The sequence below is a fragment of the Cellulomonas edaphi genome (genome assembly GCF_030362815.1).
GTDB classification, from domain to species: Bacteria; Actinomycetota; Actinomycetes; order Actinomycetales; family Cellulomonadaceae; genus Cellulomonas; species Cellulomonas edaphi.
In genome coordinates, this window is record NZ_JAUCGR010000001.1 from 116,024 (window position 1) to 130,662 (window position 14,639).

The 14,639-nt window shown below is 72.9% G+C and carries 14 protein-coding genes and 1 pseudogene; 8 read left to right on the plus strand and 7 right to left on the minus strand.

Annotated elements, in window-relative coordinates; all coding sequences use genetic code 11:
• Nucleotides 1-84: 84 nt before the first annotated feature.
• Nucleotides 85-705, minus strand: a complete 621-nt coding sequence (locus tag QRT05_RS00585; protein WP_289444208.1) for a hypothetical protein — start codon at nucleotides 703-705, stop codon at nucleotides 85-87.
• Nucleotides 702-1,271 (minus strand): SigE family RNA polymerase sigma factor, encoded by a 570-nt coding sequence (locus QRT05_RS00590; RefSeq protein ID WP_289444210.1) that lies wholly within the window; start codon nucleotides 1,269-1,271, stop codon nucleotides 702-704. The genes QRT05_RS00585 and QRT05_RS00590 overlap by 4 nt, the downstream gene beginning before the upstream one ends.
• A 256-nt stretch (nucleotides 1,272-1,527) precedes the next feature.
• Between QRT05_RS00590 and cspE the strand changes: the two genes are divergently transcribed.
• From cspE to QRT05_RS00620, 6 genes and pseudogenes are all read left to right on the plus strand, one after another.
• Nucleotides 1,528-1,731 (plus strand): transcription antiterminator/RNA stability regulator CspE, encoded by a 204-nt coding sequence (cspE, locus tag QRT05_RS00595; protein ID WP_118767966.1) that lies wholly within the window; start codon nucleotides 1,528-1,530, stop codon nucleotides 1,729-1,731.
• A 175-nt stretch (nucleotides 1,732-1,906) separates the two neighbouring features.
• Nucleotides 1,907-2,974 carry a fatty acid desaturase family protein gene (locus tag QRT05_RS00600; RefSeq protein WP_289444214.1) on the plus strand — a complete coding sequence of 356 codons (1,068 nt, stop codon included), beginning with the start codon at nucleotides 1,907-1,909 and terminating at the stop codon, nucleotides 2,972-2,974.
• Between the two features lie 35 nt (nucleotides 2,975-3,009).
• Nucleotides 3,010-3,306, plus strand: coding sequence for a type II toxin-antitoxin system VapB family antitoxin (locus QRT05_RS00605; protein WP_289444215.1), 297 nt, complete (start codon nucleotides 3,010-3,012; stop codon nucleotides 3,304-3,306).
• The gene (locus QRT05_RS00610) at nucleotides 3,303-3,953 is read left to right on the plus strand and encodes a LytR C-terminal domain-containing protein (protein WP_289444216.1); all 651 of its coding nucleotides are present in this window, start codon (nucleotides 3,303-3,305) and stop codon (nucleotides 3,951-3,953) included. Before QRT05_RS00605 ends, QRT05_RS00610 begins: the two co-directional genes overlap by 4 nt.
• 65 nt (nucleotides 3,954-4,018) lie before the next feature.
• A complete protein-coding gene (locus QRT05_RS00615; RefSeq protein WP_289444218.1) occupies nucleotides 4,019-4,237 on the plus strand; it encodes a hypothetical protein in 219 nt (72 codons plus the stop codon).
• A gap of 308 nt (nucleotides 4,238-4,545) precedes the next feature.
• Nucleotides 4,546-5,181, plus strand: a pseudogene (locus QRT05_RS00620) (glycosyltransferase 87 family protein); the annotation flags it as partial.
• Nucleotides 5,182-5,567: 386 nt separating this feature from the next.
• On the opposite strand, the gene QRT05_RS00625 reads toward QRT05_RS00620, so the two are convergent.
• The 3 genes from QRT05_RS00625 to QRT05_RS00635 are packed head-to-tail and all read right to left on the minus strand — an operon-like array spanning nucleotide 5,568 to nucleotide 10,011.
• Complete coding sequence (locus tag QRT05_RS00625; RefSeq protein ID WP_289444219.1) at nucleotides 5,568-7,613, minus strand: glycosyl hydrolase; 2,046 nt, start codon at nucleotides 7,611-7,613, stop codon at nucleotides 5,568-5,570.
• The gene (locus tag QRT05_RS00630; RefSeq protein ID WP_289444220.1) at nucleotides 7,610-8,332 is read right to left on the minus strand and encodes an HlyD family efflux transporter periplasmic adaptor subunit; all 723 of its coding nucleotides are present in this window, start codon (nucleotides 8,330-8,332) and stop codon (nucleotides 7,610-7,612) included. Before QRT05_RS00630 ends, QRT05_RS00625 begins: the two co-directional genes overlap by 4 nt.
• The gene (locus QRT05_RS00635; RefSeq protein WP_289444221.1) at nucleotides 8,329-10,011 is read right to left on the minus strand and encodes a glycosyltransferase; all 1,683 of its coding nucleotides are present in this window, start codon (nucleotides 10,009-10,011) and stop codon (nucleotides 8,329-8,331) included. Before QRT05_RS00635 ends, QRT05_RS00630 begins: the two co-directional genes overlap by 4 nt.
• A 331-nt stretch (nucleotides 10,012-10,342) precedes the next feature.
• Here QRT05_RS00635 and QRT05_RS00640 point away from each other — a divergent pair, with 331 nt between their 5' ends.
• Entirely contained in the window at nucleotides 10,343-10,897 is a 555-nt protein-coding gene (locus QRT05_RS00640) for a DUF1684 domain-containing protein (protein WP_289446081.1), read from the plus strand.
• On the plus strand, nucleotides 10,894-11,691 hold the full coding sequence (locus QRT05_RS00645) for a hypothetical protein (RefSeq protein ID WP_289444222.1): 798 nt from the start codon (nucleotides 10,894-10,896) through the stop codon (nucleotides 11,689-11,691). The genes QRT05_RS00640 and QRT05_RS00645 overlap by 4 nt, the downstream gene beginning before the upstream one ends.
• A 6-nt stretch (nucleotides 11,692-11,697) precedes the next feature.
• On the opposite strand, the gene QRT05_RS00650 is transcribed toward QRT05_RS00645, so the two are convergent.
• Both QRT05_RS00650 and QRT05_RS00655 read right to left on the minus strand, forming a co-directional pair.
• On the minus strand, nucleotides 11,698-12,630 hold the full coding sequence (locus QRT05_RS00650) for an Fpg/Nei family DNA glycosylase (protein WP_289444223.1): 933 nt from the start codon (nucleotides 12,628-12,630) through the stop codon (nucleotides 11,698-11,700).
• A 104-nt stretch (nucleotides 12,631-12,734) separates the two neighbouring features.
• The gene (locus QRT05_RS00655; protein ID WP_289444225.1) at nucleotides 12,735-14,576 is read right to left on the minus strand and encodes an AAA family ATPase; all 1,842 of its coding nucleotides are present in this window, start codon (nucleotides 14,574-14,576) and stop codon (nucleotides 12,735-12,737) included.
• Nucleotides 14,577-14,639 lie beyond the last annotated feature (63 nt).

The following is a 14,639-nucleotide window of genomic DNA, read 5'->3' on the forward strand; positions in this document are numbered from 1 at the left end:
TCGCTACTGCCTCGCCGATCCGCTACATGACTGGGGCGTATCGGCGAGGAAGTAGCGATTCGCGACGAGACGACGGCGGCTGGGTCAGCGCAGCGGGTAGCGGGCCACGCACCCGGCGAGGTCGACGAGGAAGGCGCGTGCCTGCCCGCCCGGCACCTCCACCTCCCACGCACCCGACGTGAGGGTCACCGCCCACCCCGCCTCGTCCAGGCACCCCGCCGTCGCGGCGGGCCACTGCGCGGGGCTGACGGCGACGGGCGACGGCGTGAACCGGTCGCTGGGCTCCACGCGCCCGATGGCGGCCAGCAGCGCGGCCGGGTCGGGCACGTCGGGCTGAATCACCAGCACCGGGTCGGACGCCAGCGAGCCGTCCGCGAGCTCGGCCGCCAGCTCCGCCGGCGCGAGCGCACGCGCGGGCCGTGCGCCCGCGCTCGCGCTGTCCGCTGCGGGGGCCCCCACGGCCACCGACCCCGCCGAGTCGGCGGACGACTCCCCCAACGCGCCCAGCGCGCGGGGCACCACCGCGACGGCCAGGGCGCACGCGGCGGTCAGCATCACGCCTCGCACGGCCAGGGTGCGCGCGGCGTGACGACGGCGGCCGCGGCGGACCGCGCCCGCGACGTCGACCGGCACGTCCGGCGCGACCTCGCCGACGCGGTCCCGCAGGCCGGCCACCCAGGCGTCGTCGTCCACGGGCCCGGTCACGAGAGCTCCCCGAGGGAGGCGCGCAGCTTGTGCAGCCCGCGCGAGGCCTGTGTCTTGACGGTCCCGGCGGAGACCCCGAGGTCGTCGGCGACCTCCCGCTCGGACAGCCCGACGAGGTAGCGCAGCACCACGACCCGCCGTTGCTGCGGGCTGAGCGCGGCGAGCGCGCGCACCAGCTCGTCGCGTTGCTCGACGACGGCGCCCTCGTCGGCCCCGGCCCGCTGCGGCAGCTCGTCGGGGGCGGCGAGCACCTCCCGGCGACGCCGGCGCCAGGTGTCGATCCGCGCGTTGGCCAGGGTGCGGCGGGCGTACGCGAGCGGGTCTCCCTCCCGGGCGCGCGGCCATGCCGTGTAGGTGCGGACCAGGGCGGTCTGCACCAGCTCCGCGGCGGCGTGCACGTCGCCCGTCAGGAGCCAGGCGGTGCGGCCCAGCTCCGCCTGCGCGGACAGCGCGAAGGCGGAGAACTCGGCGTCGCGGTCCGGGGCCGGGCCCGCCCGCGCGGGGATGGTCGAGGACGGCGGGACAGGCGCGCCAGCGGCCTGCGCCTGTGGGCCTGGCTCCGCCATGAGGACCGTCATACCTGATGACACGTCCCAGCGTGCGGATTCGTTGACACCAAAGGGGAGACTTTCGACCCGGTTGTGCCGTACCGTAGGGCACCGTAGTCGCAGTGCATCGCTTGTCATGACCGCCGCGCATGCCCCAGGGTGGGCGTGGCACCACGTTCTCGAGCTCGCTCGGGACGGACGACGACCACCGTGATCACCGGTCCTCGGCCAGTTGCCGAGGGTTGTCCGACCGTACGACAGAGAAGAGAACGACATGGCCACCGGCACCGTGAAGTGGTTCAACGCCGAGAAGGGCTTCGGCTTCATCGCGCCCGAGGACGGCGGGACCGACGTCTTCGTGCACTACTCCGCGATCACCTCCAGCGGCTACCGCACGCTCGAGGAGAACCAGAAGGTCGAGTTCGAGACCACGCAGGGCCCCAAGGGTCCGCAGGCGTCGAACGTCTCGCCCCTCTGATCCTCGCGATCAGCTGAGCAAGGCCCCCGACCGGGTTCCGGTCGGGGGCCTTGCTGCACCCGGGAACTCATCGCCGCCGTCGGTCGTTACCCCGGTGGATCGTCGGACCCTTGACGCCGATACGTCGGTATCGCCCCGCCCCCATGCCCACCGCCGGACACACAGGACGGATGCCATGTCGACCACCACCCCCACGCGGCCTCGCGATCGAGCAGTCAGCGACTTCACCGAACTCACCAAGGCGGTCCAGGCCGCCGGCCTCATGCGCCGCCGCCCCGGGCACTACACCGCGCGGATCGCCGGCGCCGTGGTCGCCATGGCGGCGCTCGTCACCACGATCGTGCTGGTGGGCGACTCCTGGTGGCAGCTGCTCGTCGCCGCCGGCGCGGCCGTCATCCTCACGCAGATCGCGTTCCTCGGGCATGACGCCGCGCACCGGCAGATCTGGAAGTCCGGCAAGGCCAACACCTGGACCTCGCTGGTGCTGGCGGACCTGTTCGTCGGCCTGTCCTACGGCTGGTGGCAGCACAAGCACACGCGCCACCACGCCAAGCCGAACCAGATCGGCGCCGACCCGGACATCGAGCTCGAGGCGCTGTCCCTCACGCCCGAGCGCGCCGCGGCGCGCACCTCGCCCCTCGGCCGTTGGTACCTGAACCACCAGGGCTGGTTCTTCTTCCCCCTGCTGCTGCTCGAAGGCCTCGACCTGCACTTGTCCGCGATCAAGCGGCTCGTGTCCAAGGAGCCGCTCGAGCACCGCGCGGTGGAGGCGACCATGATCGCCGTGCGCCTGCTGGGCGGTATCGCCCTCGTCTTCTCCGTGATGTCCCCGGTCAAGGGCTTGGTGTTCTTCGCGATCCAGCTGGGCCTGTTCGGCTTCTACATGGGCGCCTCGTTCGCGCCCAACCACAAGGGCATGCCGCTGCTGCCCAAGGACGCGCGCGTCGACTTCCTGCGCCGCCAGGTGCTGACCAGCCGCAACATCCGTGGCGGCCGGTGGGTGGACGTGCTCATGGGCGGCCTCAACCACCAGGTCGAGCACCACCTCTTCCCGTCGATGCCGCGCGTGACGCTGCGCCGCGTGCAGCCGATCGTCAAGGCGTACTGCGAGAAGAACGACATCCCCTACCTGGCGGTGTCGTTGCCGAAGTCGTACGCGATGATCGTCCGCCACCTCAACACGGTGGGACGACCGGACCGCGACCTGTTCTCGTGCCCCATCACGGCGCTCTACCGCACCTGATCCCGGCCGGTCCTGCGACCACCTAGACTCACCCCGTGATCTTCAAGTCGGTGGGCGAGGGCAGGCCCTATCCGGACCACGGCCTCGAGACGGCCAAGCAGTGGGCCGACGTGCCGCCGCGCCAGGTGCGCCTCGACGAGCTCGTGACCACCAAGCGCACCCTCGACCTGGTCTCGCTGCTCGCCGACGACTCGACGTTCTACGGCGACCTGTTCGCGCACGTCGTCCAGTACAAGGGCGTCATGTACCTCGAGGACGGCCTGCACCGCGCCGTGCGCGCCGCGCTGCAGCAGCGCGCCATCCTCCATGCGCGCGTGCTGGTGATCGAGTGAGCCTCGATCCCGACCGCGCGCGCCAGCTGCGCCGCAGGCGCATGCACGAGCGGCAGGCCGTCGTCTTCGGCGTGCTCCTCGCGGGCCTGGCCGTCGTCGGGCTGGGCGCTGCCGCCCTCTACACCGACAGCGTCGACCTGCCCTTCCTCGACAAGCAGTTCGCGGCCGAGCCCACGCCGACGCCCACGTTCGGCAACTTCCCCTGCCCGCCCGAGGGCGCCAAGCCGGTGAAGTACAGCAAGGTCAAGGTGAACGTCTACAACGGCACCTCGACCGCGGGCCTGGCCGGCAGGACGGGCGACGAGGTCAAGGACCGCGGGTTCAAGGTGCTCGTGGTGACCAACGCCCCGGTCCAGTACCAGGGCGTGGCGCGCATCAACTTCGGCATCAAGGGCGTGGCCGCCGCCTACACGCTCCTGGCGCACATCCCCGGCGCGGAGCTCAAGCAGGACGCGCGCAAGGACGCGAGCGTCGACCTGACGCTGGGCTCGGACTTCCAGGACCTCCAGTCGCTCGACGAGGTCGCACTGGATCCCGACAAGCCGCTCGTGGCGCCTGCAGACTGCAAGCCGCTCGAGGAGATCGCCGCGCAGGCCTCGGCGAAGGCGACGCCGAAGGCCAGCGCCAAGGCGACCGCCAAGAAGTAGCGGGACGCGCGCCGCGGTGCCATGTTGGACGCATCCGCATGCTGCGAGTCTGGAGGCGATCTGACATGACAACGTCCGACGACGACACGCCCGACGTCGCTCCCTTCCCCGACCACGTGATCGAGGACCGCGGCGAGCTGGATCCGGTGAAGGCGACCGCCCCGCGCGCCGAGGCCGACGAGCAGGAGACCGCCGAACGCGTGCTCGGCTTCGAGGGCATGCCGATCCCGCCGGTCGCGGGCGCGCAGGCGGGCGCCGTCGCTCCGCCGGCCGCTCCGTTCTGACCGCCGCCGCCAGATCGACGGGCAGCCCCCACAGGCGCACCGACTAGCCTGATCCTCCCGCCCGGGCCGCTGAGCGACCCCTGTCGACGGAGGACCCACTGCGCCGCCTGCTGAGCTCCCAGCCCGCCCTCTGGGTGGCGTTCGTGCTCGTCCACGGCTGGCTCTGGCTGCTGGGCGTGGTGATCGTGCCCGCGCGCGCGTTCTGGGACCTGGACCTGTACCGGTTCTGGATGTGGCAGGGGCTGCACGAGGGCTTCTGGCAGGGCATCGACGCCGCCTGGGTGTACCCACCGGGTGCGTTGCTGCCGATGCTGGTCGCCGCCGCGGGCGGCACGGTGGGCACGTCCGGCTACGCCACCGCGTGGTGCATGAGCGTCGCGGCGCTCGACGCCGTCGCCGTGCTCGCGCTCCTGCACACGCCCACGTGGGCCGGGCTGGGCACGAGCCGACGGGCCACCACCGCCGGCGCGTGGTGGTGGGTCGCGTTCCTCGCGCTCCTGGGTCCCGTCGCGCTGGGTCGGCTCGATGCCGCGGTCGCCCCCGTGGTCGTGGTCGCCCTCGTCCTGGGGCTGCGGCACCCGTGGCTGTCCTCGGCGTTGCTGACCGCCGCGGCGTGGATCAAGGTGGCGCCGGGTGCGCTCCTCGCACCGCTGTTCCTCGCGGCGCGCCGACCGTGGCGCGACGTCGTGGCCCCGGCCGCCGCGGTGAGCGCGCTGGTCGTCGGGGTGACCGCCGCCGCGGGCGGGCTGCCGCACCTCACGTCGTTCCTCACCCAGCAGGACCAGCGCGGGCTGCAGATCGAGGCGGTCGGCGCGACCCCCTGGCTCCTCGCCAGCCTCTGGGGTGGTGCGGTCACGCCTCGGTTCAACGAGCCCATCGTGTCCTGGGAGCTCGCCGGGCCGGGCACGCAGGCCGCGGCGGACACCATCGGGGTCCTGTTCTTCGTCGCCCTCGCGGCCGCCGCGCTCTTCCTGTGGTGGCGGCGATCCGACCTCGACGCCCGCCTGTGGCGGGAGCCGCGCGTGGGTGCCGAGATGCTGGTGCGCGGCGCACTGCTGATGTGCGTGGTGCTGATCGCGTTCAACAAGGTGGGCTCGCCGCAGTACATCGGCTGGCTGGCCCCTCCCGTCGCCGTGGCGCTCGCGCTCCGCCTGCCGCGGTGGCGGACGAGCGCCCTGCTGGTCGGCGCGACCGCCGGGCTCACGCAGCTCGTGTTCCCGTGGGGGTACGACGGGGTCATCACCGGCCAGTGGCTCGTCACGCTGGTGCTCGCCGCCCGGAACGCGGCCCTCCTGGTGCTCCTGGTGCACACCGTGCGCGAGCTGCTGCGTCACCCGGAGGGCGGCGACGACGAACCAGCCGCCGCGACGAACGCCAGCAGCGCCGCGCGGGACGTCCCGTCGTCGATCGCCGACGCGGGGAGCGACTCGAGCTCCGTCCAGGCGGAGGACGCGTCGTCGGGACCGGCGAGCGCCAGGTAGCCCAGCAGGTCGCCCCCGAACATCACGTCGTACCCGTTCGGTGCCGCCTCCCGCACCGAGGCTCGGATGCGCTCGGCGTCGACCCCCCGGCTCAGGGACAGCTGTGCGGGTCCGAGCGGCAGCAGCTGAATGCCCAGCATCGCGCTCGGCTCCGGGCTGAACCAGGTGGCCCAGTCCCGCTTGCCGCCCCAGTTGAGCGCCACCACCTGGTGCGCGAAGCCCGCGGGGAGCGCGGGGGCGGTCCAGTACGCGCGGGCCGTGGCCGCCTCGGTCGACAGCAGCCACGTGGCCTGCGTACCCAGGGCCTTCTGGCCGGACGCGGCCGCCCACAGCCCGAGCCCGTTCCACGCGTTCACGGCCTCCGAGCTCGACTCCTGGTTGTTGCCGTCGGCGAAGGGAGAGGTGCCGGACGCCCACGAGTGCCCCGCGTACGGGTCGAACGAGCGCAGCTGCGGCAGCTGGTCGGACGGCACCGCCGCGGCGATGTCCTGCGCCAAGAGGTTCATCACGTCCGCGAGGTCCTTCGCGAGCGCCTTGTCGTCCGCGGCCAGCATCCCCGCGGCCGCCAGGAGGTAGCCGTAGTGGAAGTGGTGGTCGTTGAGCTCGTCGGAGCCGAACGACGCCGTCAGTCCGATGGCCGAGCGGGCCTTCTCGTCGTAGACCACGCACCGGGCGTCGCGCAGCTCGCAGCCGTCGGGCTGCCCCCACTCGCGCAGCGCCGCGACGGTCGTGGCGCGCAGGGCCGAGATGTCGACGCCGAGGTCGTCGCCCAACGAGATCAGCGTCGCGGCCCTCAGCAGCGCCTTGCCGCCGAAGTACGTGTCCGACGGGAACGCGGGCGTGGACGCCACGTCGTGCTTCACCGCGGCCACGAGCGTCGAGCGGCGGTCGGCATCCAGATCCCCGAGGTCGAACGCACCCGCGGGATGCTGCACGGGCACCGAGGAGACCAGCGTCGAGCCGGCACACAGGCGCAGGTCGCCGTAGGTGCTGGGGTAGGTCCCCAGATCGCAGCCCGCACCGGCCGTGTGGTGCGGCATCAGCACGTGAGCCGTCTCGGCCCGGTCGGCCGTCCGGTAGGTGAGCCTGGTGGTGGCGGCGTCGGCGTCCACGGCGTAGCCGACGTCCACGCCGGTCACCGGGTGCGCCGCGGCGCGCGCGAGCGTCTCGGCGGCCGCCGCGGTGGGAGCGTCGGGCAGCGCGTACCAGGACACGCTCTCGCCGTCGGCCACCGCGGTGACGCCGTCCCGGTACGCCGGGCCGACGAGGGCCCAGCGCTCCCCGGCCGCGGTGGCCGGGCCCTCGGGCGTCGCCGCGAGCGGACCCTGCGTGCGCACGCTCACGTCTCGGGCCGCGGTGAACGAGACGAACGGCGAGCCCTCGGCGATCACCACCCGGCCGAGCACCTTCCCCGACGCGTCGAGCAGCTCGATGGTGGCGCTCACCGGGTCGGCGGCGCTGATCCGCGCCGAGGCGGCGCCGACGCTCACGGTGAGCGCCGGCACGTGCGGCCCGGCGATCGTCTGGGCGCTCACGGTCGGGGCCGGGAGCCCCAGCGTGAATCCGTCCGCGGTGAGCCCGAATGAGAGCGGCTCGGCGAACACCGGCTGCGGCTCGTCGCCGAACACCAGTCCCGAGTACCAGCGGTTGGTGGGCGGCACCAGGCCCTCGGCGAGCCGGACCGGCTCCACCTTCGCGACCGACCGGTGCGGCACGGAGGCGACGAGCGCCGCTCTGTCGACCGTGGGCGGCGCGGCGAGGGCCACCGACGGCGCGCCCGTCGGCCCGGACGTCTCCCCGGGTCCCGACCAGGGGGACGCGACGGCCACGAGCGCACCCGTCACGCCGATCACCGCCGCCACGCTCCCGGCCACCAGCCAGCGGCGCGCCGTCATCCGACCACCCCGTCGAGATAGCCCTTCACGGCGTCCGAGACCGTGGTGACCACCCCGTCGTTGCGCAGGTGCAGCCGCGCCACCACCGGCGTCCCGGCCGAGACCAGCCCGGCCTGGTCGCCCTGCACCAGCCCGTCGCTCACCACCGTCACCACGGCCTGCGCCTTGCCGTCGACCGTCTCCACCTGGACGCGGTCCACGTGCCCGTCGACGCTCGTCTGGTTGGGCAGCACCACGGTCACGGGTGCGCGGTCGGGCACCCGGGCGTACTCCTTGGGGGACAGCGTGTACTCCGCCTGGACGTAGAGCGTGCCCTGTCGCTGCACGGTGGCCAGGTCGGCCGCCGGGTCGACGAAGGTGCCCTGCGTCGCCGTCACGGCCGTCACCAGGCCCGGCCCGGTCGCGGTGACCACCAGGCGCCCCTCGTCGTCCAGGTGCGTCGTCTCGGGCGTGAGCTTCGCGGCGCCGGGCTCGTGCAGGCGGGCCGAGTCGATGACGAACAGGGTCTGACCCGCACGCACCTCGTCCCCCACCTCCACCGCCTGGTTCACCACCAGGCCCGCGTAAGGCGTGCCGACGTCGTAGGTCTTGCCGAGGATCTGCGCGGAGTCGCTGGTCGCGACCCCGCGGCTCTCGTTGAGCCGGTACGTGGCCAGCGCCGCGACCACCAGCACCAGCACGAGCCCGACCAGCAGCCGGAACCTTCCACTGCACGTCATGCTGCACCTCCGGTCGTCTCGATCGCCGCGCGCGTTCCGCGCGACGCGCGCAGGCTGCGCCGTGCTGCTCGTCCCTCACGCCACGCGGTTACCACGAAGCCGCCCAGGATCACGGTGTTCGTCGCGTTCCAGGCGAGGGCCAGGCTGGGGTAGCCGTTGCTGAGGTCCTTCCACACGCCCACCACCGTGGTGAGGGCCAGGAAGACGAAGACCAGCACCTGCGGCTGGATGAACGCGAACGGCGACCGGTAGTCCCCCTTCGCCCCCGTGACGTGCCACGCCTGCTCCCGCCGGAAGATCGCGTTGAGGAGAGCGCGCACGTAGATGGGGAACGACACCGCGGCCATGAGCAGCGTCTGCCAGCGGAACGAGCCCAGCGTGTAGAAGGCGACCAGCACCTGCATCACGTAGAAGCCGGCGTAGTAGAGCAACCACGTGGCCGGCGTGATCGTCAGGTTCATGGGCGTGAGGTTGAGGTAGATCTGCAGCGGCGGCACCAGGATGAGCAGCAGCGGTGCGATCCCCGTGAGGTAGAACGTGGCGGTCACCGTGTACTGCAGCCGCTGGTCCACCGTGAGCCGGCGCCGGCGCGACATCGGGTTGTGGGTGAGCATGATCTCGAAGCCGCCCGTCGCCCACCGCAGCTGCTGCTTGGTGTAGGCCTCGACGGTCTCGGGGGTGTCGCCCACCGCGAGCGTCTGCGGGATGTAGATGGTGCGCCAGCCGTTCTCGTGCAGCATGAGCGAGGTCCACACGTCCTCCGACTTGGAGTCGGAGTAGATGCCGCCCACGTCCTCGATCGCTGCGCGTCGGAAGATCACGTTGGTGCCCACGCAGAACGCGGCGTTGAACCGGTTCCGGCCCGGCTGGATGAAGCGGTAGAAGACCGCCTGCATGTAGCCCGCGCCCTTGCTCACGACCGTGTGCAGGTTGCCGTACGCCTGCGGGGTCTGCACGAACGCGACGTCGTCCGCCGCGAAGAACGGCACCGTCTCGTGCAGGAACTCGGGGCGCGGCACGAAGTCGGCGTCGAAGACGACGAAGAGCTCGCCGTTGGTCAGCGACAGCGCGTGGTTGAGGTTGCCCGCCTTCGCGCCGTTCGTCGACAGGCGGCGGACGTACCTGGCCCCCAGCTCGCCGGCCAGTGCACGCACGTCGTCGGACCGGCCGTCGTCGAGCACCCAGGTCTGGTGCCGCCCCTGCATGGCGACCGCGGCGGTGACCGTGCGGCGGATGGTGTCCAGGTCCTCGCCGTACGTGGTGATGAACACGTCGATGCTGACGGAGCGTCCGTCCAACGACATCGTCCAGTCCTGCGGGCTCGCTTCGGTGTGCCGCTGGAGGATCTCCTCCAGGCCGTACAGCCGGTCCTGCGCGTGGTGGAAGGTGAAGCCGCGGGGGTTGTAGCCCGAGGCCAGAACCGTCCACATGGCCAGCAGCGCATGCACCACCAGCACGGTCTCGGCGGCGATCACCATGACGTAGGGCAGCCAGTCGCCGCGGTTGGCGGGGTTGAGCAGGAAGAGCGCGTAGACCACGATCCCCGCGCTGGCGAGCAGCACCAGGAGCACCATCGACGGGCTCTGCGCGATCTCGGTCTCGCGCGAGCGTGCCGGCCGGGCCCGTGGCTCGTCGGTGCGGCGTGGTTCGAAGAGGAGTCGGTCGAACGTGGTGGTCATGATGGCCCCCGTCACGTGCGTCGAAGACGGGCCACCAGGGCCCACCTCTGCCGTTGCGACGGCGTCGGTGGCGCCAGTCCGCCGAGGTGCGCCTGGACTGGCGCCTCCGGGGATGTCTTCGACGGTACGGACGCATCGCGCGGAATGTCCACCAACGCGCCGTGTGCTCCAGGTCACACCCGGATGAACGCCGAGGGGCGCCGTCCGGCGTCCTTCCGGCGCCCGTCCGGCTCCCGACCGGCGGACGGCGCGGCCCCTGCGTAGCGTGACCGGCGTGGACACCTTCGACCTGAGCTCGCTCGACTTCGCGCTGGCCGTGGCTGACTGGCGCATGCGCGTGGCGCGCATCTACGCCGACGTCCGCGCAGCCGACGACCCGGCCGCGGCCCACCGGGGCTGGGTGGCCGCGCGCGACGACCTGTTCGCCACCCACCCGGCGTCGCCGGTGCTGGACCGCTCGTCGTTCACGGGGCTCGACGTCGCGCCCTACGACCCCGCGCTGCGGTTCGTCGTGCCGGTGCTGCCCACCGAGCCTCGTCGGATGGACGTGCCGACCGGCACCGACGGCGTCGTGCCCTTCGAGCGGGTGGGTCGGCTCGAGCTGCCCGGGCTCGGTCAGCTGGCCGTGTGGGCGCTGCGCTCGTACGGCGGCGGCCTGTTCGTCCCGGTCAAGGACGCCCTCGCCGGGCGCGGCACGTACGGCGGCGGGCGGTACCTCATCGACACCATCAAGGGCGCGAACCTGGGCGCGACCGACGACGGCCTCGTCGTCGACCTCAACTTCGCCTACAACCCCTCGTGCGCGTACGACCCGGCCTGGGCCTGCCCGCTCGCGCAGGCGGAGAACACGCTGGCCGTGCCGCTCGACGTGGGCGAGCGCGGGTGAGCATCACCGCGATGTGGGCGTGGGACAACCCCGTCCCGGCGTCGCAGGATGCCCGCGGGCGGGGGTACGCGCCCGCGGCGCCCGACGAGCTCGTGGCGTTCACGCGTGCGCACGATCTGACGCGCGTGATGCTGTCGGCCCCCTGGGCGGCCGACGAGGGACCGGTGGGCCAGTGGTTCACGGCCGCGCTGCGCGCGCTCGACGGCGCCGGGGTCTCGGCGGCCGCACTGGGCGGCGACCCCGGGTGGTTAACGGCTCCGCGGCTAGCCGTGCAGTGGTCGCGAGCCGCACGCGCGGCCGGCGCCACGCAGATCCAGCTCGACGTCGAGCCGTGGGCGCTGCCCGCCTGGCAGTCGGACCGGGACGGGGCGATCCGCCGGTGGCTGGCGGTCCTCGACGCGGTTCGCGCCGACGCTCCCGAGTGCCCCGTCGGCATCGACTGCCCGTGGTGGCTCGCGTCCGAGCCCTGGGGGCACGGCACCGTGCTCGACGCCGCGCTGGAGCGTGCCGACCGGATCGTGGTGGTGGCGTTCAGCGACCACGCCGCCGGGCCGGACGGGATCGTCGCTCTCGCCACGCCGGCCGCGCGGCGCAGCACGGTCCCCTTCACCATCGGGGTCGAGACCGACACCCCGGAGGTCGCGGGTGGTGCGCGCTTCACGTTCTACGACGAGGGGCCCGTCGTGCTCGAGCGCGAGGCCGCGCTGGTCGATGCCGCGTTCGCCGACACGGCGGGGTACGAGGGTGTCGCCGTGGAGCACCACAGGGCATGGCGAGCCCTTCTGGAGCCCTAGCTGGCGTCAGCGCTGGCAGTGCGGGCAGAAGTACAGCTTGCGGGCCGCCATGTCCTCGACCACCACGGGTGTCCCGCACACGCGGCACGGCAGCCCGGCCCGGCCGTAGACCCAGTGCCGCAGGGCGGTGTCCGCGAGCGCCGCGGCCCGCCCCTCGGCGTCCAGGTCCTCGCGGGTGAGGATCGCTCCGTCCCGGATGCCGTCCGCGAGCAGCGTCGCCCAGTCGCGCCACAGCGCGCGCACCACGTCGCCCGGGACCGCACGACCGGGCGTGCGCGGGTCCAGGCGCGCGCGGAACAGCAGCTCGGCGCGGTAGATGTTGCCGATGCCGGCCACCACCGACTGGTCCATGAGCAGCTGCCCGACCGCCACTCCCCGCGTGGTGATCCGATCGACGACCACCGCACCGGCGGCCTCCAGGTCCTCCGTGCTGGCGGGGTCCGGCCCGAGCCGGTCGACGACCGCCTGCACCTCCTGGGGGTCGAGCACCTCGCACGCCGACGGGCCGCGCAGGTCGGCCACCGACTCGGCGGACGCGAGCCGCACGCGCACCTGACCCACGGGGTCGGGTGGGAAGTGGGCCAGCAGGCCGCCCTCGTCGGCCGGCGCCTCCCGCTCGTCCTCGCCCATGCGCAGCACGCGGCGCAGCCGCGGGGCCCCCATGCTGCCCACCGCTGCCTGCCCGTCCACGATCGGCGTGATGCGACCGTAGAAGTCCCACGCGCCGTACAGCCCCAGGTGGACGCGCAGCACGTCGCCGGACTCGAACGTGCAGAACAGCTGCTTGCCGACCGCATGCACCTCGAGCATCCGCTGCCCGTCGAGGCGAGCCGCGCCGGCGGCGAACCGGCCCTGCGGGGAGCTCACCGCCAGGGGCGGCCCGACGAGGTCAGCTCCCACCTGGAGCGCGATGCGGTGGACGGTATGACCTTCGGGCACCCGGTCACCGTACGCGTTACGGGCGACCCTGGCGCCGTCCGGCGCATGGGCGACCCTGCCGCCGTCCGGCGCATCGGCGCTGACGTCAGGGCCGATGCCCGCGCTCAGGCGACGTGCAGCACCTTCGCCACCGGCGTGCCGGTCGGCGGCGTCACGGGCGCGGGGGCCGGGGCCTGCGCGGCAGCCTCCAGCACGTCGGTGATCTCCGTGCCGATCAGCTCGTAGCGCTCCAGGAGCGCGTCGCGCAGCGCCTCGACGAGGTGCCGGTTGCGGCTCAGGAGCCGGCGGACGTGGCTGCGCGCGTCGTCGAGCACGGTCTCCAGCTGCTCGCGCGCGCTGCTGTCGCTCAGCACCGCGGAGACCAGGTCGTGCGGCGTCGCCGCGAACGAGATGAGCGAGCCCGTCATGCCCGCGGCCCCCACCATCTGCGCGGCGGTCTTCGTCGCGGCGGCGAGGTCCGAGGCCGGCCCGGTGGAGGTCTGCCCGAAGAAGAGCTCCTCGGCCACCCAGCCACCCATGGCGATCTGCACCAGTGCCTGCAGGTCGTACTGCGAGTGCGTCCACACCTCTTCGCACTCGCCGTGCGCCAGCAGGCCCAGGGCGCTGCCGCGGCGCACGATCGTCAGCACCTCGAGCGTGCGGTTGGGTGCCACGAGCCACGCGACGGTGGCGTGCCCCGCCTCGTGCGTCGCGATGAGCTCCTGCTCGGCGGCGGTGTAGCGCACGGGCTGGCCGATGCCGACCATCTCGGTGATGCGGGCCTGCTCCACGTCGTGGAACGACATCTGCAGCGAGCCGCGGCGCAGCGCGTTCACGAGCGCCTCGTCGAGCAGGTGCTCGATCATGACGGGCGTCCACCCGTTGGTGGCCGCCGCCACCCGGTCGCGCATCACGGGGTCGTCGAGGTCCGCGTCGTGCGCACGCCTGGTCAGGAAGTGGTCCACCAGCTCGCGGCGGCCGAGCGCGTCCGGCGTCGAGAAGGTCAGGTGCCGGTCGAACCGGCCGGGTCGCAGCAGCGCCGGGTCCAGGGAGTCGGCGCGGTTGGTCGCCGCGATCAGCAGGATGGGCGCGCGGCCCGGCCGGCGCTGCTTGATCTGTCGCTGCGCGGGCAGGAACAGGTTGAGGCGGGCGACCAGGCGGTTGTACATCTTGTCCGCGCCGGTGGGCTCGTCGAACGACTGCATCTGCACCAGCAGCTCGTTGACCACGCCGCCCGTGCCCTCGGAGACCACCTGGTTGCGCACCACGCCGCGGTGGAACCCCGACATCGGCGACGCCGTCATGCCGGACGTCATGCCGCCGCGGGCCATGGCGATCGCGTCGATCTCCTCGATGAACCCGATCGCACCCCCCTCGGCACGGGCCGCCTTGCGCAGCGCCTTGAAGTAGGAGCGGATCCGCTTGGCCGTCGCGCCGTAGTACATCGACTGGAAGGACGTCGCCGAGACGAACAGGAACGGCACGCCCGCCTCGGCGGCCATCGCCTTGGCCGTCATCGTCTTGCCGGTGCCGGGCAGGCCCTCGAACAGCAGCCCGCGGCGCGGGGAGCCGCCCATCTGGTCCGCGAACCGGCGGTGCGTCTGGAACAGGTCGATGGACCGGCGCACGTCCTCCTTGACGGGGTCGATGCCGACCACGTCGTCGAGCCGCACGTCCACCTGCTCCGGCCGGTACACCAGGTGCGGCGAGCGCGCCGACCCCATCTGCGTCGCGACCACCATGAGGAGCATGAGCGCGAAGAACGCGACGATCGTGAGCAGGAACGGGTCGATCTGCGGCAGCGGCGGCAGGATCGAGCGGCCGGTGACGGCGGCGGTGATGACGTAGGCCTCGATCAGCAGCGCGAACGTCGCGAACCGGTAGACCCGCCGGCGGCGCATCCGCTCCCGGTCGAGCGCGATGTCGTGCGCTCCCTGGCGGATGGGCGAGACGAGCTCTTCGGCCACGAGGTGTGTCCTTTCGTGCTGGTCAGGGCGGACACCCCATCGTCAGGCCGCCCACCGGAACCG